Genomic DNA, 21,049 nt, shown 5'->3' with positions numbered 1-21,049 from the left:
TTTGTACAACCTGCGGGAGGCTTTAGCTGAATGTCGAATCATTGTAGGTAGACTCACCACTTATGGCATCTACGCGCAAGTCCAACGTGAAAACCGTGATCGTGCCCGCCGCAGGCATGGGCACGAGGTTCCTGCCCGCCACGAAGACGGTGCCGAAGGAACTGCTGCCGGTCGTGGACACTCCGGGCATTGAGCTCATCGCGGAAGAAGCAGCACAGTTGGGGGCACAGCGCCTGGCAGTCGTGACCGCGCCAGGCAAAGGTGAGGTCATGGAGCACTTCGGCCCATTCGATCAATTGCACGACACCCTGCTGGCACGCGGCAAGGACGAGCAGGCGCAAAAGGTTGCCCGCGCATCCGACATCATCACGGCGGAGGCTGCCGTGCAGGAAGAGCCGCTGGGCCTGGGCCACGCTGTGGGGTGCGCGGAATCTCTGCTGGGTGATGACGAAGATGTTGTCGCCGTCATGCTGCCCGACGACCTTGTGCTGCCCACCGGCGTGATGGAAAAGATGGCTGAAGTCCGCCACACTCTCGGCGGGTCAGTGCTGTGCGCCTTCGAGGTCGACCCGGAAGACGTGTTCAACTACGGCGTGTTCGATGTCCGCGAGGTTGAGGCCGGCGCTGATGTCGACGCATCTCACGTCAAACGCGTCGTGGGCATGGTGGAGAAGCCAGAACCCGCCGAGGCTCCGTCCAACTTCGTCGCCACCGGACGCTACCTGCTCGACCGCGGTATCTTCGACGCGCTGCGCCGCATTGAGCCGGGCAAGGGCGGTGAGCTGCAGCTCACTGACGCGATTGAGCTGATGATCAACGAGGGCCACCCAGTCCACGTCGTCGTCCACGACGGCAAGCGCCACGACCTGGGCAACCCGGGTGGGTACATTCCGGCGAACGTGGACTTCGGCCTCAACCACCCGAAGTACGGTCCCGCGCTCTACAAGGCCATCAAACAGATCGTCGCGGACTTCGAGTCGGAGAACCCACACCTGCGCGACCAGTAGTAGGTTCAAACCATGCGCAGTGTCGACGAGCAGCTGGACATGATCATCGACGCGACGATGACGCCCGAGCCCATCCGCATCGGCATCACCGACGCGTTGGGCTTGATGTGCGCCGAAGAAGTCCAGGCCTCCTCGCCGCTGCCGGGTTTTTCGCAGGCAGCTGTCGACGGTTACGCAGTGCGCGCGGTCGACGTCGGCGGCGGTCAAACGCTGGGTAAAAAAGAAGGACCGGCCGCGGCGGAGACCGAAACGTCACTGCCCGTGGTGGGCGAGGTCGCCGCAGGCTCGCAGAGACCGCTGCGCCTCCAACCGCGCCAGGCTGTCCGTGTGGCCACGGGTGCCCCGCTGCCGACGCTTGCAGACGCTGTCTTGCCACTCGAATGGTCCGACCGCGGCCGTAAGCGCGTCTCCCCGCACCGTCCGGTGCGCTCTGGTGATTTCATCCGTAAGGAAGGCGACGACATCCAACCCGGTGACCTGGCCGTGCGCGCTGGTGCCGTGCTCGGCCCAGCGCAGATTGGCCTGCTGGCTGCCACCGGCCGCGATAAGGTTCTGGTGTACCCGCGTCCGCGTGTGACAGTGATGTCTTACGGTCTTGAACTGGTTGACGTTGACCGCAACCCTAGCCTGGGCCAGGTGTATGACGTCAGCTCCTACGCCGTCGCCGCTGCAGCAAAAGACGCCGGTGCGGAGGTCAACCGCGTCGGAATCATCAATGCTGAACCCCGCCGCCTCAAGGAGCAGATTGCCACCCAGGCGCAGCGCAGCGAATTCCTTATTATTACGGGTGCCGTTGGCGGCTCAAGTGCGAAGCCGCTCCAGGAAGCGCTCGGTGAGCTGGGGGAGATCGACACCTCGCGCGTTGCCATGCACCCTGGGTCTGCCCAGGGCTTCGGTCTGATCGGCGCGGACCGGATCCCGGTTTTCCTGCTGCCGTCAAACGCGGTCAGTGCGCTGGTGATCTTCGAGGCACTGATCAGACCTGCGGTCCGAACATCGTTGGGCAAGCGCGTGCCCACGCGCCGCACCGTCAAGGCGCGCTCGCTTAACCACATCGAGTCGATTCCGGGCCGCGTGGGCTACGTGCGTGCCCGCCTCATGCGCGATGCGGAAACACGCGACTACCTGGTGGACAGCATTGGCGGCCCGTCCGGCGGCCCGGCCCACCTTCTGGCCGGTCTTGCTGAGGCGAACGCGATGATCCGCATCCCCGTCGACGTGGCGCACGTCGGTCCTGGCGACATCGTCGATGTCATGTTCCTCCAGCAACGGGCATGATCTTCGGCAAGAAATCCCGCCCGCGTTCTGGCCAGCGCCACCCAGTCCACCCCGGTTGGCCGGAGCCCACGCCGACGGTGTTCATCCCGGGTGAGAACCGTTTGCGCCTGCGTCCGCTCACCATCCAGGACGGCAGGGACTGGGCGCGCATTCGCATTGCCGACGAGCGCACCCTGCGCCCTGTCGAGCCCACGGTCAGTGGCACATGGCGCGAGGCTCACTCGCAGTCCGCATGGATGTCTACCTGGACCAACCTGCGCCGCTACGCCCATGACGGTGTCATCGTTCCGCTGGTCATTGAACTCGACGGCGGCTTCATCGGCCAAGTCACGTTGGGCAACATCCAGCACGGCGCCATCGGGGAGTGCTGGATCGGGTACTGGGTTCATTCGCCCTATTCGGGCCGGGGCATCGCGACGGTCGCGTGCGCCCTCGGGGTGGACCACGCCTTTGCCCGGATCGGCATGCACCGCGTGACCGCGACCTACCTTCCGGACAACCCGGCTTCCGGCAAGGTACTGGCCAACGCGGGCTTCCGGGAGGAAGGCTTCCTCAAAGAGAATCTGCATATCGACGGCCGCTGGCGTGACCACCACTTTGTCGCCCAGAACATTGATGATCTACCCGGATCAGCTGTGGAAAGGCTCGCCGCACAGGGGCGTTTGTGGATTTAAATTCTGCACCAATTCTCACGGCGTGGTTCGGTCAGAGGCCCACTTTCCGTGGCTAGTGTCTAGCTAACAACTAGCAACCTGTCCTGTGTGCAGAAAGGTCGTGGGCCCATGTCCGGCAGCCTCAGCCTGATCATCGTCCTCATCGTCGTGGTGTGGGCGATCGTTCTCGCTCCGATGGTGTTAGGGGACTCCAAACCCATCAGGCGTTCCGGAGAGGGGTACGACGAAACTCGCGTCCTTCACCAGGGCGGCACCGCTGATGTGCAGGGTCGACGCCGTCCGCGCGTGACCAAAGCGGACATTCACCACTTCGACGACGACAATGATTATGAGGTCGTTGAGCCTGTGAAATCCGACAGCGGTTCGGCCTCCTGGAAGAAGCGCAGTGCCGCCGCAGAGCACGATGTCATCGACGCAGAGCCCGAGCCCGCGGTGCTTATCGACGACACCGCAGCCACCGACGACGAGACCGTCACGTATAGCGTCGTTCGCGCCGGTGATTTCGATGACAGTGACGTAGGTGCCGCCGAGTACGAGTTGGACGCGACGTACTTCTCCCCGGAGGATTACGGTTACAGTACCGTCGTCACGCTCGAAGCAGATGAGACTGTGGATCTCGACGCAGATACAAAAGCAGACGCTGATGCCTTCGCTGATGACGAGAGCGCCTCTGATGTGGAGCTCGCTGTTGAGGACGATCTCGACGCAGAAGACCTCGATGTTGACTTTGATGTTGACGCTGAGGCCGAGCTCGACGAGAGCGAAATCTCTTACGCCCGCGCACGCCGTGGGCGCGGCGGCTGGGACCCGCAGACCGCGCAGCGCGCCCGCGAGGACCGCGCTCGCCGCCGCGGCCGCACCATCCTCGGTCTCGCCGCCGCGACTGCGATCGCAGTCGTGCTCGCGCTCGTCGCTGGCGGCTGGGCCTGGGCAGCACCGGTTGTCGCTGCCGGTCTTTTGGGCTGGTACTTGGTCGCACTGCGCACCCAGGTCATGCAGGAGCGTGAGCTTCACGCGCGCCGTATGCGCCAGCTCCACCGTGCCCGCCTGGGTGTCGTCTCCTCCGAGGAAGGTGCTCCGGTTCCCGCTCACATGCGCCGTCCAGGCGCTGTGATTGTGGAGATCGATGACGAAAGCGCCGATTTCGCCAACCTGCCCATCTACCGCCGTCCGGTCGAGCAGCTCGATGAACCCGAGGCACAATACCGCGACATCGCCTAACTATGGCCAGTAACATCACGGGGTATGACTGACGCTTCCGTGACTACTGCTGACCCGACCACCCAGACCAACCCCAACCCGGGCAAATCCGCCCAGCTGTGGGAAAAGTTCAGTGACACCGCGCTCAAGCGTGCGGTGTTTTCTGCCTTTTACTCGGTCAAAGCCCCCTACTTCCGCACCGTCATGCCGCGCGTGCGCGAGGCCGTCCCGGGCCGCTGCGTGGTGCGTTTGGGCAAGTGGTGGGGTGTGCAGAACCACATTGGCACCTTCCACGTGATTGCTGGGCTGAACGGCGCTGAAGCCGCGATGGGCCTGCTGTGCGAAGTGTCGGTTCCGGACACCCACCGTTGGATCCCTCGTGGCATGCGCGCGGACTACCCGAAGAAGTCCACCGGAGGCCTGACCATTACCGCGACCGCGGACTTCCCGGACTTCGACTCCATCACCCGCGAGACGGGCGGACAGCTGGTCACTATTGATTGCCAGATCGTCGACGATGCAGGTGTTGAGCCCATCACCGCCGAGATCGACGTCTGGGTCACCGCGAAGAAGTAACCCCTGAGCCTGAAGGTTCCAGAGACTACGGCAAAGGCTCCGCCTGCTCCTGGTCCACGCGGACGTGGAGCAGCGCCACCCGGCCGTCCGCCACCTGGCGGACGGCCTCTTCCACGGTGTTGTCCACTTGTGCAGGGTCGTCCAGCTTCGCCGCCCACGCGCCGTTCGCTTCGGCCAGCTTGCAGAACTCCGGGTTCTCCAGCTGGGTACCGCTGACCCGACCTGGGTAGTGTTTCTCCTGGTGCATGCGGATCGTGCCGTACTGGGCGTTATCCACGACCACGATGAGAACCGGGGTGTGGTAGCGCACGGCGGTGATCAACTCGTTGCCGTTCATCATGAATTCGCCGTCGCCGGTGAACACGACCGTGAAGCGGTCCGGGAACGCCAGCTTCGACGCGATCCCAGCCGGCAGCGAGTAGCCCATTGAACCCAGACGGTTCGCGATCATCGACGGGAATGTCCGCGTAGGGAAGAACCGCTGCGGCCAGAAGCAGTGGTTGCCGGCCCCGTAGGTGCAGATCGCGTCGTCGGGAAGCTGTTTGATGAGTGCCTCCATGACGTCGTGCATGTCCACGCACCCGGCGGGTTCGTCGTAACGCTTTGCGACAGTGGGCAACGTGGAGTGCTCCAGGTGCAGCTCGCGCGCCCGGGTGAACCATTCGCTGGTGTCGGGCGTGGAATCGAGCTCGAGGCTGCCCAGCGCTTCGGCGAAGGCCACCGGGGAGGCGATGATGTGACGCGTGACGGCGGCAGTGTGGCCGACCAAGTCCGGGTCCGGCGTGATCACGATGTTCGCTGCACCAAAGTCCTGCCGGCGGGTGAAATTGTCGGTGGGTTTGTCCCACAGGACGCCGCCGACGGTAATGAGCAGGTCGGCGTCGTCGAGAAGCTGCGCGGTTTCCTCTTTGCGCGCGGTGCCTAGCCACCCGGCGTTGGCAGGGGAGTCGAAGCCGATGCGGTCGGAGGAGCGGGTGTCGCCCACGACCGGGATCTCATGCTCCTCCGCGAACCGCTGGACGGCGTCGCACGCTTCCTGCGTCCAGCCCTGGCCACCTTCGAAGATGAGCGGGCGCTCGGCCTTCTCCAGGTGTTCCTTGAGCACCGCCGCATCGGCATTGGACACGCCTCCATGCGCGACCTTGATGGGCGGAGCGAGCTCACCGCCCGGGAACTCGGCGGCTACGACATCTTCCGGCAACCCGACAACGACCGGGCCCGGACGGCCCTGCTGAGCCAAACGCATCGCATTCGCGACGACACCGCTGGCGCGGTCTGGCTCATCAACAATGAACACGCCCTTGGCAATCGAGCCGAACCACTGGTGCGGGTCGAATTCCTGGAAAGACTCGCGGTAGCGGTCTTCGCGCGGAATCAGACCAATGAACAGCACGAGCGGGACGGCGTCCTGCCAGGCGGTGTAGACACCGATCTTGGCGTTGGCAGCACCGGGGCCGCGGGTGACCATGACCACTCCGGGTTTACCGGTCGCTTTACCGTAGGCATCTGCCATGTAGGCGGCGCCGCCCTCGTGGCGGCACACAATGGTGGAAGTATCAGTGTCGTGCAAACCGTCAAGCACAGCGAGGTAACTCTCACCGGGGACGAGGAAGACGTGTTCCGTCCCGTGGTCTTCGAGGGCTTGGGCGATGGCCGAACCGACGTGCATGGCTCTCCTTGGTGGGGGCTACTTACCCCACCAAGAGTGCCCTGCCATGCCAGTTTCTGCCACTGACTTAGAACTCGAGCGGCGTCATCCGCAGTCCCGCATCGCGACGCCAAGAGCCCTGCAGATGGGTGTTCACCACACCTGCCGCCTGCATGAACAGCCACGCAGACTTCGGGCCGATGAAGGTGAAGCCGCGGGCTTTGAGGTCTCTGGCCAGCGCAGCAGATTCTTCTGTCCGTTCAGGGATGTCCAGCATCGTTTCCGGTTGCGGCATGATGGCTGGCTGGTAGGCCCACACGAGTTCGGGCAGGCATGTTCCGTCGCGTCGCATCGCCACAGTGGCCTCAGCGTTGGTGATGACGGCGCTGAGTTTCGTCCGGTTACGGATCAGGGCTGGATTGTCCAGCATTTTCTCCACGTCAGTCTCCGTCATCTGCGCCACGACATAGGGGTCAAAATCGCTGAAGGCACGGTTGAGGGCGGGGAACTTCCGCAGCACGGCGCGCATGGAGAGCCCGGATTGCAGGACTTGGAAGCACAGGGCGCGGAACATCTCATTCTCGCTCAGCCCGGGCACACCCCACGTCGTGTCGTAATACAAACGTGTCAGTGGGTCTGTGGCTGCCCACGGCGGGCGGGCCTTGCCGTCTTCGCACATGACGGGGCCGACAATGGCCGGTTTGTCTTCCAACAGGGGCGCGAGCAAGCGGGCGTGCAGCGGGCAGTCGTCGATGGTGAGGAAGTCGAAGGGGAGGTGGTCGTAGGAGCAGGTGCAGTGTGTTTCAAAGTCGAGGTATGTCGTCATACCCTCGTTAGACTGCTGGACGTGCCCGTTTGGTTCCACGTTGTAGGGTTGAATTCATGAATAGACCGGCTGTCCGCGACTTTGCGCTGCTCCTTGCACGTTTCATCGTGGGAGTGGTGTTCATTGCCCGGGGTTACCAGCACTGGGTGGGAACGGGGATGAGCGAGACTGCGCAGCAATTCGCCCAGGCAGGTGTACCGCAGCCACGGTTGGTCGCGTATGTGGCGGGCTCAGTCGAGTTGATCGGCGGTGCCATGCTCATCATCGGTTTGCTCACCACTATCATCGCCGGGTTGATGGCCGTGATGGTGCTGGTGGCAGGCTATTTCATCCACCTTCCGCACGGTTTCTTCGCAGAAGACGGCGGGCTAGAGTACCCGCTGATTCTCGCCGTTCTCCTGGGGCTGATCTTCGTGTTCGGCGCGGGCCGGGCGAGCATGGACCGGGTGCTCGTTGATGGTTAGCCACAGCGAGGTGCAAAAAGCGCTCTCTGCGCGTATCGACGGTGAAGACCCCGGCCTAGACAACGCCGTCCTCGACGCTCACCTCGCCGGTTGCCCCGAGTGCCTGGCCTTCTGGGAACGGTCGCTGCGGCTGACCAGCTCCTTGAGCCTGGTGGAGGCTGATGGTGCCATGGTCCCGCCTACAGATCTCTCCGATGTCATCTTTGCTGGGGTGGAGGGCGAATTCCGCCGCGTTTCCTCCCGGCGCGTTGTGGCGTTGGCGGTGGGCCGGATCCTCCTAGTTGTGCTCGGTGTGGTTCACGCGTTCTGGGCCGGTGACTATGTCTTGTCCGCAACGGCTGTCACCGATGATTCCTCCACGGCCCAATTGCTCATCGGGATGGCCGCGGTTCATGTCGGCATTACATCCGCCTTGCTTTTTGCTGCTTGGAAGCCTGCTCAAATCCCCGGAATCTTGCTCATCGTGGGCGCAATGTTCGGCTTCACGGTGGGCTTCGTCGTGCTGGAGGCCGTTTCTGGCAGCGGCACAGCGCCGTGGATGCAGCTGTTCGCACTGTTGCTCACCTGTGCTGCGCTGGTGTTCATGTGGTTTGCCGACAAGGGGCTGGCTAACCCGCTGCGGCGCCTCAGTTCGGGTCCGGTCCCGTAGTTGGAATACTGCTCGCTCTTATTGCCCTTGCCGCATGCTTTTGACCAGTAGCTTTGCGTGAGCAGTATTCCGGAAAAGGTCCAGCAGTATTCCAGCAGACTAGTGAAAAGCTAGGTCCAACTCGGTAGCCACATGATCTGCTGGAACCAGCTGTCGGGGATGACAAACCCGTAGAGGATCGGGGAGAAGTAGAGGAACATCCCGATCACCACAGCTAAGTAGCTCACCACCGTGAACTGGCCCCATGTGATCGGGTAGCCGGCGATCTTGTGCAACTTCGGCACGGGCCCGCCCTTCTGCGCTAGGTTCCCCAGCGCCAAAGCTATGAGCACGATGGTGAAGGGGACCAGCGGCGCAGCATAGAAGAAGTACATCTGGCGGTCGAAAGCCGCCAGCCACGGCAAAAAGCCCGCCGCAAAGCCGATCAGCGGCAAGATGACGCGGCGGTCACCACGGGAGATCCACGCCCAGATCGCCCACAGCAGGATCGGGACTGTCAGCCACCAGATCGCGGGTGTGCCGAAGAGGTAGATCATGCGGCGGCACTCTTGCCCGCCGGCGCATTCGATGCCGGTGGAGGAGTAGAACAGGATCGGGCGCGACGCCACCAGCCAAGCCCACGGCTTAGAGTCCCACGGGTGCGAGTGGCCGGATGAGGAGGTCAGTTCACTGTGGAAGTTGAGCACGGACAGGTGGTAGTACAGCCAGCCGCCCAAAGCGTCGGGCAGGTTGCTCAGCCAAGGCCAGTCGGAGTCGGCGATGGTGCCGTCGACCGCCGCGTGGCGGTACACCGAGGTTTCGGAGGCGAACCAAGCGCGCCACGACCACAAGTAGAGAACTGCCGGGATGAGCACGATCGACGCCAGCGCTGATGGAACGTCGCGCAGCAGCGTTCCGGCCACGGGCTTTTCCACGCCGTAGCGCCGCCGCAAGTACACGTCATAAAAGGACGACAGCAATCCGAAGAAGGCGATGTAGTACAGGCCGGACCACTTCACGGCCAGAGCGCACCCGAGTACGACGCCGGTGGCAAACCGCCACCAGCGAAAACCCAGCCGGGGGCCGTACGGGCCGGAGGCGGCGATGGTGCCGTCACGCCAGGCGCTGTAAAGCCTCTGATGCACTTGGCGCATATCTCCCGCGAGCGTCCACGCGGCTACAACAACGGGAAGCAGAATGAACACATCCAGCATGCCGAAACGGCTGATGACCAGCAGCACACCGTCGCAAAGAGCAATGATGCCCGCGAACATCGCCACCACCCACGACTGCGAGATGCGCCGCGCGAGCAGCATGATGAACACCACAGTCAACGCACCGAACAGGGCCGCCACGAAACGCCAGCCGAGCGGGGTGTAGCCGAACAGTGCTTCACCGAGTGCGACGAGTTTCTTGCCCAGCGGCGGGTGTACAACGAGGCCGTAACCCGGGTTCGACTCAATACCGCCGATGACCGGGTTGAACGACGAACGGTAAATGTCCCAGCCCTGAGGGACGTAGTGCTTCTCGTCGAAAACCGGGGTGCCTTTCGACACTGCCGTGGTCACTCCGATGAATCGCGTGAAGAACGCCAGCACGGCCACCACCGCTGTGGTGATCGTGTCGCGGCGGTCCCAGGGGACCGTCACAGGTGCGGTGGGGGCGGGACGGTCCACGCGCACTTTCTCGGCCACTAGTGTCGAACTCACGGGTGATGATCTTACTGTGTGCCCCGCGCTGCTTGTGACAAGCTGGGTGCATGGACAACACTCTTCCCGCCCATGGTGTCGTGGTGGCCGCCACTCCGTTGGGCAATATCGGTGACGCGTCCCCGCGCCTGAAGGCAGCGCTGGAACGCGCCGACGTGATCGCCGCTGAGGACACCAGGCGGGCCCGCAACCTGGCGGCAGCGCTCGGGGCGGAGATCCGCGGCAGAGTCGTCTCCAACTTCGACCACAACGAGGACAAGCGCACGCGTGAGCTTATCGACGCTGCACGTGCAGGCATCGTCCTCATCGTCACCGACGCAGGCATGCCGCTGGTGTCCGACCCAGGGCATTCCCTTGTCAGCGCGGCCCACGATGCTGGTGTGCCGGTGACGTGCCTGCCTGGGCCGTCGGCCGTGACCACTGCGCTCGCTCTGTCCGGACTGGGCGTGGGCCGGTTCATTTTCGACGGTTTCGCTCCACGGAAGTCTGGTGCGCGTCGGTCATGGCTCGAGTCGCTGCAGACCGAAAAGCGCGCCGTGTGCTTCTTCGAGTCACCCCACCGCACCGCAGCCACGCTCGAGGAGGCCGCGGAGGTCCTCGGGAATGACCGCCGCGCCGCCGTGTGCCGGGAATTGACCAAAACATTTGAGGAAGTCCGCCGCGGAACCCTGGGCGAGCTCGCCGCGTGGGCGGCCGAGGGCGTGCGCGGGGAAGTCACCGTTGTCATCGACGGCACCACCGAAGTGGGGGTAGAGCCGGAGGACTTGGTGGGGGACGTCGAAAAGCTCACAAAAGGCGGCATGCGCTTGAAGGATGCAGTCAAAGAGGTCGCGAAAAATGCGGGAATTAAAGCAGGAGAGCTTTACGACGCCTTCATCGCCGCCCGCAGCCAATAGTCAGCAAAGGTGCACCCTGCGCACATCTCCGTTACCGTCATGTGGGTGAGTAGTGAAGAGAAGATGACAGATCCGCATGACCCGAACATCGACCCGCACGCTGACGACCCGATCGTGACCCACAACCGCCCCGCTACCGCCGAGCTTCAGGACCTTCTGGATGCGCGGAACGACGGCGGCCAGCAGAAGATCAGCGACCCGGAGGATGCTATTGAGCGTGCCTCCGAAGACGAGAACCTGAAAATCGACTGGGCGATTGTCGCCCCGCTCGCCGTCATCGTGGTCGCCGTAGTCGTTTGGGGCCTGGCCGCAAAGGAGAGCTTCAGCGCCTTCTCCAGCGCGTCGTTCAGCTGGGTGATCGAGAACCTCGGTTGGGCGTACGTCCTGTTCGGCACTATTTTCGTCGTGTTCGTCATGGTGCTTGCGGTCTCCAAATTCGGCAAAATCCGGCTCGGCGCTTCCGACGAGCAACCGGAATTCACCACCATGTCCTGGATCGCGATGATGTTCGCCGCCGGCATGGGCATCGGCCTGATGTTCTTCGGCGCATCCGAGCCGCTGAACTTCTACCGTGACGGCGTGCCTGGCATGGACAGCGCGGATGCCGTGGGCACATCCATGGCGCAGACGATGTTCCACTGGACCCTTCATCCGTGGTCCGTCTACGCCATCATCGGCCTCGCCATCGCCTACTCCACGTTCCGCCTCGGCCGCAAGCAGCTGCTGTCCAGCGCGTTTATCCCGCTCATCGGACAAAAGCGCGCGGACGGATGGCTGGGCAAGCTTATCGACGGCCTCGCCATCTTCGCCACCATCTTCGGCACCGCCTGCTCCCTGGGACTGGGCGCCCTGCAGATTTCCACTGGCCTGGAGGCCTCCGGACTCGTCGATTCCCCGTCGACCATGTTGACCGTCGGCATCGTCAGTGTCCTGACCCTGGCGTTCCTGCTGTCCGCCATGTCCGGAGTGGGCAAGGGCATCCAGTGGGTTTCGAACTTCAACCTGATCGTGGCGGCGGTGCTGGCCATCTTCGTGTTCGTCTTCGGGCCGACCCTGACGCAGCTGAACCTGCTGCCGACTGCCATTAGTTCCTACCTGGACCAGTTCTTCCTCATGGCGTCGCGCACTGCCGAGTCCGCCGACACCGAGGCAGGGGAGTGGCTCGGTTCCTGGACCATTTTCTACTGGGCATGGTGGATCTCCTGGTCCCCGTTCGTGGGCACCTTCCTGGCTCGTATTTCCCGTGGCCGCACCATCCGTGAATTCTGCTTTGGTGTCACTCTCATCCCGGCTGGCTTGTCCACCGTGTGGTTCTGCATTTTCGGCGGCACCGCCATCCACCTCGAGCAGACCGGTGAGTCCATCTATGGCGAGGGATCGTCCGAGGAGCAGCTGTTCAACCTGCTGCACTCCTTCCCGGGCGGTTTCGCCATGGGCATCCTGGCGCTGATCCTGCTGGGCACCTTCTTCATCACCTCCGCGGATTCCGCCTCGACTGTGATGGGCTCCCTGTCCCAGAACGGCAAGACCGACGCGAAGCCGCTACTGACCGGCATGTGGGGCCTTGCCACCGCAGCCGTCGGCCTGACCCTGCTCATCGCGGGCGGTGACGACGCTTTGGACTCCCTCCAGAGCGTGACCATCGCGGCTGCCACCCCGTTCCTGGTCATTCTCATCCTGCTGATGTTCGCCATCGTGAAGGACGTCAGCAATGACACCATCTACCTGGACATGAAGGAGGAGCAGCGCTTCAACCACCAGCTGGCTGTCGAGCGCCGGATGCACCGCGATGCCATTGCCAAGGCCCGCAAACGGCAGCGCATGTTCGGCACCAAGCGGTAGTCACTTATGCTGGGGCGTATGACTGTCTCCCCGAACAACGCCACCTCCGAAAATGTCCTCGTGTGCGTGGCGTGGCCCTATGCAAACGGGCCACGCCACATCGGCCACGTCGCCGGCTTCGGCGTCCCTTCCGATGTGTTCGCGCGCTACCAGCGCATGGCGGGAAACAACGTGCTCATGGTGTCCGGCACCGACGAGCACGGCACCCCCTTGCTGGTCCAAGCCGACAAAGAGGGCGTGACGGTCAAAGAGCTGGCGGACCGCTACAACCGCCAGATCGTCGAGGACTTGGCCGGTCTGGGTTTGTCCTATGACCTGTTCACCCGCACCACCACCCGTAACCACTACGCGGTGGTGCAGGAGCTGTTCAAGGGCTTGTATGACAACGGGTACATGATCAAGGAGACGACCAAAGGCGCGATCTCCCCGTCGACGGGCCGTACCTTGCCCGACCGCTACATCGAGGGCACATGCCCGATTTGCGGTGCAGACGATGCCCGCGGCGACCAGTGCGACAACTGCGGAAACCAACTCGACCCAGTCGACCTGATCAATCCGGTTTCTAAGATCAACGGTGAAACACCGGAGTTCGTTGAGACCGAGCACTTCATGCTGGACTTGCCGTCACTAGGCGATGCCCTCAAGGAGTGGCTCGAGGCGCGCCAAGACTGGCGCCCCAACGTGCTGAAGTTCTCGCTCAACCTGCTCGAGGACATGCGTCCGCGCTCCATGACTCGCGACATCGACTGGGGCATCCCCGTTCCTGTCGAAGGCTGGGAGAACGACCCAGGCAAGAAGCTCTACGTGTGGTTCGATGCGGTTATCGGCTACCTGTCCGCCTCTATCGAGTGGGCTGCCCGCTCGGGCAACCTGGACGCCTGGAAGGATTTCTGGCAGGACCCGGCCACGCGCGGTTACTACTTCATGGGCAAGGACAACATCACGTTCCACTCCCAGATCTGGCCCGGTGAGCTGCTGGGATATGCAGGTAAGGGCACGAAGGGCGGCCAGGAGCACCGTCTGGGCACACTGAACCTCCCCACTGAGGTTGTGTCCTCGGAGTTCCTCACCATGTCCGGCTCGAAGTTCTCCTCCTCCAAGGGCGTGGTCATCTATGTCAAGGACTTCCTGGCGGAGTTCGGACCTGACCCGCTGCGCTACTTCATTGCCGTGGCTGGCCCGGAGAACAACGACACTGACTTCACGTGGGACGAGTTCGTCCGCCGCATCAACAACGAGCTGGCGAACGGCTGGGGCAACCTGGTCAACCGCACCGTGTCCATGGCGCACAAGAACTTCGGCGAGGTGCCGCAGCCGGGGGCGTGGAACGAGTCGGATCAGCGCATTCTCGACCTGGCTGCCCGCGCGTTCGGCGAGGCCGGCGCGGAGCTTGGTGAGGCCCACTTTAAGAACGCCATCACCAAAATCATGCACGTCGTCGGCGAGGCCAACGCCTACATCGCGGAGCAGGAGCCATGGAAGCTGGCCAAGGACGAGTCTCAGCGCGAGCGCTTGTCGACGGTCCTCTGGACCGCCCTCCAAGTCGTCTCCGATTGCAATGCGATGCTGACCCCTTTCCTGCCGCACACCGCTCAAAAGGTGCACGAGACTCTCGGCCGCGACGGTGTGTGGGCCGCATCCCCGCGCGTGGAGGAGGTCGTGGATAACGCCGAGCATGACGATGCTGGCATGAACCTCATCGGTGTCGGCCTGCCCGAAATCGGCCAGACCTACCCGGTGATCACAGGTGACTACGAACAGCAGCAGGCAACCTGGTCCCGCGTCGACGTTGTGCCGGGCACTCCTTTGGAGAAGCCGCAACCCCTCATTGCGAAGCTCGACCCGGAGCTCGGCGGGACCGGCCCCGAGTGGGCACCGGTGCAGTAGCGGGCTCGGGCCCGGGTAACCCCTGCTGGGCTCGATCTTGCAAAAGAGGACAAACTCGATTCCTGTCTAGAACAGTCCCCGCAGGTCAGAGCCTTTTAGGGGAGTAGATCGAAATCGAGTTTGTCAACGTTTGCAGCGGGAGTTTGAAGTGCTTCGAGTTGGGACCGCCAGGGCGCCCGTGCGGAAAAGTTGACAAACTGGTTTTCTTCCTAGAGTCATTACCGCAGGTCAGCGCGTTCTAGGACGCTAAACCGCTATCAAAGTCGTCAACTTTTCCGCAAGCGGGCCGGGAGAGGGTCCATCCAGACCATCCAGACCGGCCAGACCCCCTTCCAGCCCTACTCGCCCAAGAACTGCGCGATGAACGCAGTCAGTTTCCCTGTTTCGTCATCTTCGAAGCGGGTATCCACCACGACGAGGGGCGCGGTGTACATGTCGCGGCTGGGGGAGGCGACGACGAGGTCGGTGCCGTAGTCGTCGTTAAGCATCTGCCATTGGAAACCGTGCTCGCGGATGAAGGCGTCGCCGAGCGCGGTGCCGAAGATGCGGGCGGTGTCGCCGCGCGGGTAGGCGCGCTGCAGGTCGGGGTCGAGTGCGAGGTATTCGCCGAGGGTTTCTTCGAAGCTGGCCACGATGTCGCTGATGGAGCCGTTGATTCCGGCGACCGCTGCTTCGGCGAGGTCGCGGTCGATGTGGGCGCGGGTGGCATCGTCGATGTCGGTGAACATGCCCCCAATATAGGCTCGGAGGTATGTCCAAGAAGAAACCGCGCCCTACGCCTGTGCCAGCCGAAGGAATCGCTGGGCTTATTGATGCCCACACGCACCTCGCCTCCTGCAATGCCCGCACCCGCGAGGAGGTCGACGCGATCGTTGAAAGGGCGGTCGGCGCTGGTGTGGAACGGGTGTGCACCGTCGGTGACGGGTTGGAGGAAGCGGAGCTGGCTTTGCAGGCTGCCCACTTCAATGAGCGCGTGTTCGCGGCGTGTGCAATTCACCCGACAAGAGCGCATGAGCTTGACGACGACGCACGCCAACGGTTGGCAGACATGGCCCGCGACGAGCGTTGCGTAGCGGTGGGGGAGACCGGTGTGGACACCTATTGGCTTAAACATGACCCGGAGCGCACCGCCCCGCTCGAGGTGCAGGAGGAGGCGTTTCGGTGGCACATCCAGCTCGCGTGCGACACGGGCAAGACCTTGATGATCCATAACCGCGAGGGCGACGACGACATGATGCGCATCCTCGCGGATTCGCCGCAGCCGAAGCACGTGATGCTGCACTGCTTCTCTTCACCTCTCGACGTGGCGCGGGAGGCGATCGAGCGCGGGTACGTTTTGTCGTTTGCCGGCAATGTCACGTTCAAGCGCAATGAGGGGTTGCGTCAGGCTGCAGCTGAAGCGCCGGTGGGGCAGGTGCTGATCGAGACTGATGCACCGTACATGACGCCCGAACCGTTCCGAGGCGCACGGAATGAACCAGCCCTGATTGGTCATACTGCGCGCGTTGTGGCTGAGGCTCGTGGGGTTGATGTGACTGAATTGGCGCATGAGGTCAGGGGCACTTTTGACCGGCTGCTTCAACCTGCGAACTCGCTTGATTAACACGGGAAGTTATCGTATTGTTATCTTCCATGTCACGTCATCGTCGGATCAATAAGAACTCCACCACCCGAGCAGTGATCGCCTCTGGCGCTATCGGAGCTGTCGTCATTGGTGGTGCGACCACTGCTGCCGCAGCCCAGAAAACAATCACCGTCGACCTCAATGGAGAGGAGACGGAACTGAACACCTTCGCGGGCAGTGTCGACGGCGCGCTGGAGGCTGCCGGCGTGGATGTCGGCGACCAGGATCTGGTGCACCCGGCGCCGGGCGAGTCGCTGTCCAACGGTGACACCGTGACCGTGCGCACGGCGAAGCCGGTGGGTGTACGCATCGACGGCGGCCAGGTGCAGCAAGTCACCACCACGGCTGCGACGGTGAATGACTTCTTGGGCGAGATGCCCGGCGTCGCCGGTGGCTCCGCTCACGATTACTCCGCCGACCAGCGCGTCGAGGACGGAATGACGATCGACGTGACCTCTCCGAAGATCGTCTCCATTACCGACGGCGGCAAGACGACCTACACCTCCGCCCCGGCGCGCACTGTCGCCGAGTTGTTGGCGGCCCGCGGCGTGGTCATCGACTCTAACGACCGCGTCACCCCGAGCCTGAACACCCCGGTGACCGAGGATATGGCCGTCAAGATTGAGCGCGTGGACATCACCCAGCGCACCGCCACCGAGGAGTTCGAGGCGGATCCGACGTACGTCGACGATGACAGCCTTGCGCCGGGTGAAGAGAAGGTCCGCGAGAAGGGCGAGAAGGGCGAACGCAAGGTCACCCGCCGCCTGGTCACCGTGAACGGCAAGGTCGAGTCCGATGACGTGCTCAAGCGCGAGGAGACCCGCAAGGCACGTCCCGCTGTGATTGCCCGCGGCAAGCAGCAGGCGGGCGGCAACACGGGCGCGTCCGCACCGGCAGTCGCTGGCGGTTCCGTGTGGGACTCCATCGCACAGTGCGAGTCCGGCGGAAACTGGTCCATCAACACCGGTAACGGCTACTACGGTGGCCTGCAGTTCGCGGCGTCCACGTGGTCCGCTTACGGTGGCGGCCAGTACGCTCCGACGGCTGACCAGGCGACCCGCGAGCAGCAGATTGCCGTCGCTGAAAAGGTCCAGGCTGCCCAGGGTTGGGGCGCGTGGCCAGCGTGCACCGCATCGCTGGGTATCCGCTAGTCTCGGAGGGCATGACTACTTCCCAGCTGCTTGGCCCCGCGGAGATCCGCGCGTTGGCTGAGGAGCTCGAGGTCTCTCCAACGAAGAAGTTGGGGCAGAACTTCGTGCACGACCCGAACACGGTCCGCCGGATCGTCGCTGCCGCTGACCTGGATGAGCCAGGCATTGCTGAGACGGTTCTTGAAGTCGGACCGGGTTTGGGCTCGCTCACGCTGGGGCTTATCGACGTTGCGAATCACGTCGTCGCTGTCGAAATCGATCCGCGGCTGGCAACCAAACTGCCGGAAACTGTCGCCGAGCGCAGCGACGACGACAAGCTCACCGTGTTCAACATGGATGCACTCGCGGTGTCCCACGCCGACCTCGACCGGGAGCCGACGGCGCTGGTGGCAAACCTGCCGTACAACGTGGCGGTGCCCGTGCTCCTTCACCTGCTTGAGGAGTTTCCCAGCATCCGCCGCGTGCTGGTCATGGTCCAGCTTGAAGTGGCGGAGCGTCTCGCGGCCGACCCTGGCTCGAAAATTTATGGCGTGCCCAGCGTTAAAGCGTCATTCTATGGGGATGTGCGCAAGGCGGGGACGATCGGCAAGAACGTCTTCTGGCCTGCACCAAACATCGAATCAGGGCTTGTGCGCATTGATGTGAACGAGACATTCGACCGCTCGCTGCGGCCCCAGGTCTTTCCGCTTATCGACGCCGCATTTGCCCAGCGCCGCAAAACCCTTCGTGCGTGTTTGACCGGGGTCTACGGATCTGGCCCGGCTGCAGAGGAAGCCTTGCGGGTAGCGGGCATTGACCCGGGGCTGCGCGGTGAGAAGCTCTCTGTGGAGGACTTTGTCCGGCTTGCGGAGGTGACTGACTGATGGCACCTGCAGTTCCACTGTTCACGGAATCGTTTTCGGGCCGTGCGCACGGGAAAGTGAACCTCCACCTGGGTGTGGGGGAAGCAAGGGCCGACGGGTACCACGAGTTGTCCACAGTGTTCATGGCCGTCGACAGGCCGGAGACAGTCACCCTGACGCCGGCGGAGGAGGCGTCGATCAGCACGACCTTCCATGTCGAAGAACCCGACGAAGATGTGGACACCCCGCGTAACTTGGCCTGGCGCGCGGTGGAGGCGCTGGCTGGCGTGGCCGGAGACGCAGAGGGGGCTGATCTGCCGCCGGTGCGGATTGAGGTAGATAAGACCATCCCCGTCGCAGGTGGCATGGCCGGTGGCTCCGCCGATGCGGCTGCCGCGGTTGTCGCTGCTGAGGCCCTGTTGCTCCACTACGGGTACACAGTGGAGCCGGAAGATCGAGACAACGTATTGAAGGCCCTCGGGGCAGACGTGCCGTTTGCTGCGATGGGCGGCGTCGCGTTGGGCACGGACCGCGGGGACAGCCTCGTACCGATGATGTGCCGCGGCTCCTACTGGTTCGCTTTTCTCAACCCGCAGGTGGGGCTGTCGACTGGAAAGGTCTTCGAGAAGCTCGACGATCTGCGCTTCACCTACGCTTCGATGGTCCCGCACACGGACACCGCACTCATTTCCCGGGCGCTGCTTTCTGGCGACCCTCACCAGGTCGGCGCGGCGATGCACAACGATCTTGAACCGGCGGCCCTGGCGTTGCGGCCGTCATTGCAGCAGATCATCCACGATGCCGAAGACGCTGGTGCAATCCGAGCAATGGTGTCTGGATCCGGGCCGACAATTGCCGCGCTGTGTGAGGATCAGGCGGTGGCGCTGCGCGTCGTCGATAAGCTCACGGCGCACGGAAACATTGAAGGTTTCGCCGCACAGGGTCCCGTCGGTGGTGCAGCTCTTCTCTAGAATGGCCACATCATGGCTAACCTGATCAACCTGGAAAATGTGTCCAAGACGTGGGGGCTGAAAACGCTCTTGGATGGAGTCTCTCTCGGCGTTCAAACCGGCGACCGCATCGGTGTTGTCGGTCTCAACGGCGGCGGCAAGACCACGCTGCTGGAGGTGCTCACCGGCATCGAGCCGCCAGACGAGGGGCGCGTGTCCCACACGAACGATCTGCGGATGGCGGTGGTGACGCAGCGTTTCGATCTGCCAGATGAGATGACCGTTGGCCAGGCAGTTGTGGAGCCGCTTGGGTTGGAGGTCTTCGAGTGGGCGTCGAACGCAAAGGTCCGCGAGGTGCTTGCCGGCACCGGTGTGGCTGAACTCGGGTTGGATACACCCGTGGGGCATTTATCGGGTGGTGAGCGTCGCCGCGTGAACCTCGCCGCTGCGCTCGTGCGTGATCTCGATTTGGTGGTGCTCGATGAGCCGACAAACCACCTCGATGTGGAAGGTGTGCAGTGGCTCGCTGACCATTTGATGAAGCGCAAACTCGGCATCGTGGTGGTCACGCACGACCGCTGGTTCCTGGATACAGTGGCCACCCTGACCTGGGAAGTCCATGACGGCAAAGTCGACGTTTACGAGGGCGGATACAACGACTGGACCTTCGCCCGCGCCGAGCGCGCCCGCCAGGCCGACGCGATTGAACAGCGCCGCCAGAATCTCGCCCGCAAAGAGCTTGCGTGGTTGCGCCGCGGTGCGCCGGCGCGCACGTCGAAGCCGCGCTACCGCATCGAGGCGGCGGAAGCACTCATTGCGGACGTTCCTGCCCCGCGCGACACGGTCGAGCTCATGGCGTTTTCTAAGCAGCGCCAGGGCCGCGTTGTGATCGAGCTCGAGGACGCACGTATTGACGCTCCTGACGGGCGAACCCTTGTGGACCATCTCACGTGGCGTCTCGCGCCGGGGGAGAGGATCGGTCTGGTCGGCGTGAACGGATCCGGCAAGACGACGCTGCTGCGCGCGTTGGCAGACGATTACCCCCTCGCTGCAGGCCGCCGCGTTGAAGGTCAGACGACCCGTATTGGATGGCTACGCCAAGAGCTCGACGACCTCGACCCGACCCGCCGGGTTATCGACGCAGTCGAAGACGTGGCCACCTACATCACCCTAGGCAAGAAGGAGCTATCTGCCTCCCAGCTGGCGGAACGCCTCGGGTTCTCACCCAAACGTCAACGCACCCCCGTCGGGGATCTCTCCGGTGGCGAGCGCCGTCGCCTGCAACTGACGCGTGTGCTCATGAGCGAGCCGAACGTGCTGCTTCTCGACGAGCCGACCAACGACCTAGACATCGACACCCTCCAGGAACTCGAGGACCTGCTCGACTCGTGGCCGGGGACGCTCGTGGTGATTTCCCACGACCGCTACCTCATCGAGCGCATCGCTGATGTCACGTACGCCCTTTTCGGTGACGGTGACTTAACGAATTTGCCGGGTGGGATTGAGCAGTACCTGGAGCGCAGAAAAGCAATGGAGCAGGACTCGGGCGTTCTCAACCTGGGACAGAACGAGCCGAAGGCTGCGGAGAAGCCGGCTGGCGTCTCACCGCAGGAACGCCGCGAGCTGTCGAAGAAGATGAAATCGCTCGACCGCAAAATGGAGAAGCTCGACGAGCAGGTGGCCGCGTTGGAGGCGCAGATCACGGCGATGTCGCAGGAGGATGCCCCCGATTTCGAGGCCATCGGAGCCAAGACGGGTGAGGTCGCGCAGCTGCGCGGACAGCGCGAAGAACTCGAGCTCGAGTGGCTTGAGCTGGGAGAAATGCTCGAGGGTTAAAGCTCTCAACG

The 21,049-nt window shown here is 63.3% G+C and carries 19 protein-coding genes; 15 read left to right on the top strand and 4 right to left on the bottom strand.

Features of this window, described 5'->3' with window-relative positions; all coding sequences use genetic code 11:
- Positions 1-62 precede the first annotated feature (62 nt).
- The 5 genes from KBX19_RS01095 to KBX19_RS01075 all read left to right on the top strand — a co-directional run bounded on the left by KBX19_RS01095 (position 63) and on the right by KBX19_RS01075 (position 4,735).
- The gene (locus KBX19_RS01095; RefSeq protein ID WP_255997101.1) at positions 63-1,007 is read left to right on the top strand and encodes a UTP--glucose-1-phosphate uridylyltransferase; all 945 of its coding nucleotides are present in this window, start codon (positions 63-65) and stop codon (positions 1,005-1,007) included.
- A gap of 12 nt (positions 1,008-1,019) precedes the next feature.
- On the top strand, positions 1,020-2,285 hold the full coding sequence (gene glp, locus KBX19_RS01090; RefSeq protein ID WP_255997100.1) for a gephyrin-like molybdotransferase Glp: 1,266 nt from the start codon (positions 1,020-1,022) through the stop codon (positions 2,283-2,285).
- A complete protein-coding gene (locus tag KBX19_RS01085; RefSeq protein WP_255997099.1) occupies positions 2,282-2,959 on the top strand; it encodes a GNAT family N-acetyltransferase in 678 nt (225 codons plus the stop codon). The genes glp and KBX19_RS01085 overlap by 4 nt, the downstream gene beginning before the upstream one ends.
- Before the next feature lie 108 nt (positions 2,960-3,067).
- Positions 3,068-4,180: a gephyrin-like molybdotransferase receptor GlpR gene (gene glpR / locus KBX19_RS01080; protein ID WP_255997098.1), complete on the top strand. Its 1,113-nt coding sequence runs from the start codon at positions 3,068-3,070 to the stop codon at positions 4,178-4,180.
- A gap of 24 nt (positions 4,181-4,204) precedes the next feature.
- Entirely contained in the window at positions 4,205-4,735 is a 531-nt protein-coding gene (locus tag KBX19_RS01075) for a hotdog fold domain-containing protein (protein WP_005291314.1), read from the top strand.
- A gap of 25 nt (positions 4,736-4,760) precedes the next feature.
- Here the strand turns inward: KBX19_RS01075 and KBX19_RS01070 are convergent, their stop codons facing one another.
- Complete coding sequence (locus KBX19_RS01070; RefSeq protein WP_255997097.1) at positions 4,761-6,404, bottom strand: thiamine pyrophosphate-dependent enzyme; 1,644 nt, start codon at positions 6,402-6,404, stop codon at positions 4,761-4,763.
- 67 nt (positions 6,405-6,471) lie between these two features.
- Positions 6,472-7,209 (bottom strand): DNA-3-methyladenine glycosylase I, encoded by a 738-nt coding sequence (locus KBX19_RS01065; RefSeq protein WP_255997096.1) that lies wholly within the window; start codon positions 7,207-7,209, stop codon positions 6,472-6,474.
- 56 nt (positions 7,210-7,265) lie between these two features.
- Between KBX19_RS01065 and KBX19_RS01060 the strand changes: the two genes are divergently transcribed.
- Both KBX19_RS01060 and KBX19_RS01055 read left to right on the top strand, forming a co-directional pair.
- A complete protein-coding gene (locus tag KBX19_RS01060) occupies positions 7,266-7,673 on the top strand; it encodes a DoxX family protein (protein ID WP_005291308.1) in 408 nt (135 codons plus the stop codon).
- Positions 7,666-8,322: a zf-HC2 domain-containing protein gene (locus tag KBX19_RS01055; protein ID WP_255997095.1), complete on the top strand. Its 657-nt coding sequence runs from the start codon at positions 7,666-7,668 to the stop codon at positions 8,320-8,322. The genes KBX19_RS01060 and KBX19_RS01055 overlap by 8 nt, the downstream gene beginning before the upstream one ends.
- Before the next feature lie 110 nt (positions 8,323-8,432).
- On the opposite strand, the gene KBX19_RS01050 is transcribed toward KBX19_RS01055, so the two are convergent.
- A complete protein-coding gene (locus KBX19_RS01050) occupies positions 8,433-10,010 on the bottom strand; it encodes a dolichyl-phosphate-mannose--protein mannosyltransferase (RefSeq protein WP_370686978.1) in 1,578 nt (525 codons plus the stop codon).
- A 50-nt stretch (positions 10,011-10,060) separates the two neighbouring features.
- On the opposite strand from KBX19_RS01050, the gene rsmI reads away from it, so the two are divergent.
- Genes rsmI through metG form a run of 3 tightly spaced genes read left to right on the top strand, consistent with a single transcriptional unit; the run spans position 10,061 to position 14,635 of the window.
- Positions 10,061-10,906, top strand: coding sequence for a 16S rRNA (cytidine(1402)-2'-O)-methyltransferase (rsmI, locus tag KBX19_RS01045; protein WP_005291302.1), 846 nt, complete (start codon positions 10,061-10,063; stop codon positions 10,904-10,906).
- A gap of 39 nt (positions 10,907-10,945) precedes the next feature.
- A complete protein-coding gene (locus KBX19_RS01040) occupies positions 10,946-12,748 on the top strand; it encodes a BCCT family transporter (RefSeq protein ID WP_255997152.1) in 1,803 nt (600 codons plus the stop codon).
- Positions 12,749-12,766: 18 nt separating this feature from the next.
- Positions 12,767-14,635 (top strand): methionine--tRNA ligase, encoded by a 1,869-nt coding sequence (metG, locus tag KBX19_RS01035; RefSeq protein ID WP_255997094.1) that lies wholly within the window; start codon positions 12,767-12,769, stop codon positions 14,633-14,635.
- Positions 14,636-14,973: 338 nt separating this feature from the next.
- Here metG and KBX19_RS01030 read toward each other — a convergent pair whose 3' ends face one another.
- Positions 14,974-15,363: a DUF3806 domain-containing protein gene (locus KBX19_RS01030; protein ID WP_005291296.1), complete on the bottom strand. Its 390-nt coding sequence runs from the start codon at positions 15,361-15,363 to the stop codon at positions 14,974-14,976.
- 23 nt (positions 15,364-15,386) lie between these two features.
- Between KBX19_RS01030 and KBX19_RS01025 the strand changes: the two genes are divergently transcribed.
- From KBX19_RS01025 to KBX19_RS01005, 5 genes are read left to right on the top strand one after another with little or no spacing between them, the layout of a single operon-like run.
- Positions 15,387-16,238, top strand: coding sequence for a TatD family hydrolase (locus tag KBX19_RS01025; RefSeq protein ID WP_255997093.1), 852 nt, complete (start codon positions 15,387-15,389; stop codon positions 16,236-16,238).
- Positions 16,239-16,267: 29 nt separating this feature from the next.
- Positions 16,268-17,410: a resuscitation-promoting factor gene (locus KBX19_RS01020; protein ID WP_255995422.1), complete on the top strand. Its 1,143-nt coding sequence runs from the start codon at positions 16,268-16,270 to the stop codon at positions 17,408-17,410.
- An 11-nt stretch (positions 17,411-17,421) separates the two neighbouring features.
- Positions 17,422-18,273: a 16S rRNA (adenine(1518)-N(6)/adenine(1519)-N(6))-dimethyltransferase RsmA gene (rsmA, locus tag KBX19_RS01015; RefSeq protein WP_255997092.1), complete on the top strand. Its 852-nt coding sequence runs from the start codon at positions 17,422-17,424 to the stop codon at positions 18,271-18,273.
- Positions 18,273-19,223 carry a 4-(cytidine 5'-diphospho)-2-C-methyl-D-erythritol kinase gene (locus KBX19_RS01010; protein ID WP_255997091.1) on the top strand — a complete coding sequence of 317 codons (951 nt, stop codon included), beginning with the start codon at positions 18,273-18,275 and terminating at the stop codon, positions 19,221-19,223. The genes rsmA and KBX19_RS01010 overlap by 1 nt, the downstream gene beginning before the upstream one ends.
- Before the next feature lie 12 nt (positions 19,224-19,235).
- A complete protein-coding gene (locus tag KBX19_RS01005; RefSeq protein WP_255997090.1) occupies positions 19,236-21,038 on the top strand; it encodes an ABC-F family ATP-binding cassette domain-containing protein in 1,803 nt (600 codons plus the stop codon).
- Positions 21,039-21,049 lie beyond the last annotated feature (11 nt).

The sequence above is a fragment of the Corynebacterium sp. CCUG 71335 genome, assembly GCF_024454075.1.
Classification (GTDB): domain Bacteria; phylum Actinomycetota; class Actinomycetes; order Mycobacteriales; family Mycobacteriaceae; genus Corynebacterium; species Corynebacterium genitalium.
The sequence above is the reverse complement of the archived record's forward strand: the minus strand, read 5'-3'. Positions and strand labels throughout refer to the sequence as shown.

Excerpts from the sequence above, each read along its gene's own strand:
- KBX19_RS01095 (WP_255997101.1), top strand. The coding sequence starts at position 63 with ATGGCATCTACGCGCAAGTCCAACGTGAAAACCGTGATCGTGCCCGCC.
- glp (WP_255997100.1), top strand. The coding sequence starts at position 1,020 with ATGCGCAGTGTCGACGAGCAGCTGGACATGATCATCGACGCGACGATG.
- KBX19_RS01085 (WP_255997099.1), top strand. The coding sequence starts at position 2,282 with ATGATCTTCGGCAAGAAATCCCGCCCGCGTTCTGGCCAGCGCCACCCA.
- glpR (WP_255997098.1), top strand. The coding sequence starts at position 3,068 with ATGTCCGGCAGCCTCAGCCTGATCATCGTCCTCATCGTCGTGGTGTGG.
- KBX19_RS01075 (WP_005291314.1), top strand. The coding sequence starts at position 4,205 with ATGACTGACGCTTCCGTGACTACTGCTGACCCGACCACCCAGACCAAC.
- KBX19_RS01070 (WP_255997097.1), bottom strand. The coding sequence starts at position 6,404 with ATGCACGTCGGTTCGGCCATCGCCCAAGCCCTCGAAGACCACGGGACG.
- KBX19_RS01065 (WP_255997096.1), bottom strand. The coding sequence starts at position 7,209 with ATGACGACATACCTCGACTTTGAAACACACTGCACCTGCTCCTACGAC.
- KBX19_RS01060 (WP_005291308.1), top strand. The coding sequence starts at position 7,266 with ATGAATAGACCGGCTGTCCGCGACTTTGCGCTGCTCCTTGCACGTTTC.
- KBX19_RS01055 (WP_255997095.1), top strand. The coding sequence starts at position 7,666 with ATGGTTAGCCACAGCGAGGTGCAAAAAGCGCTCTCTGCGCGTATCGAC.
- rsmI (WP_005291302.1), top strand. The coding sequence starts at position 10,061 with ATGGACAACACTCTTCCCGCCCATGGTGTCGTGGTGGCCGCCACTCCG.
- KBX19_RS01040 (WP_255997152.1), top strand. The coding sequence starts at position 10,946 with ATGTGGGTGAGTAGTGAAGAGAAGATGACAGATCCGCATGACCCGAAC.
- metG (WP_255997094.1), top strand. The coding sequence starts at position 12,767 with ATGACTGTCTCCCCGAACAACGCCACCTCCGAAAATGTCCTCGTGTGC.
- KBX19_RS01030 (WP_005291296.1), bottom strand. The coding sequence starts at position 15,363 with ATGTTCACCGACATCGACGATGCCACCCGCGCCCACATCGACCGCGAC.
- KBX19_RS01025 (WP_255997093.1), top strand. The coding sequence starts at position 15,387 with ATGTCCAAGAAGAAACCGCGCCCTACGCCTGTGCCAGCCGAAGGAATC.
- KBX19_RS01020 (WP_255995422.1), top strand. The coding sequence starts at position 16,268 with ATGTCACGTCATCGTCGGATCAATAAGAACTCCACCACCCGAGCAGTG.
- rsmA (WP_255997092.1), top strand. The coding sequence starts at position 17,422 with ATGACTACTTCCCAGCTGCTTGGCCCCGCGGAGATCCGCGCGTTGGCT.
- KBX19_RS01010 (WP_255997091.1), top strand. The coding sequence starts at position 18,273 with ATGGCACCTGCAGTTCCACTGTTCACGGAATCGTTTTCGGGCCGTGCG.
- KBX19_RS01005 (WP_255997090.1), top strand. The coding sequence starts at position 19,236 with ATGGCTAACCTGATCAACCTGGAAAATGTGTCCAAGACGTGGGGGCTG.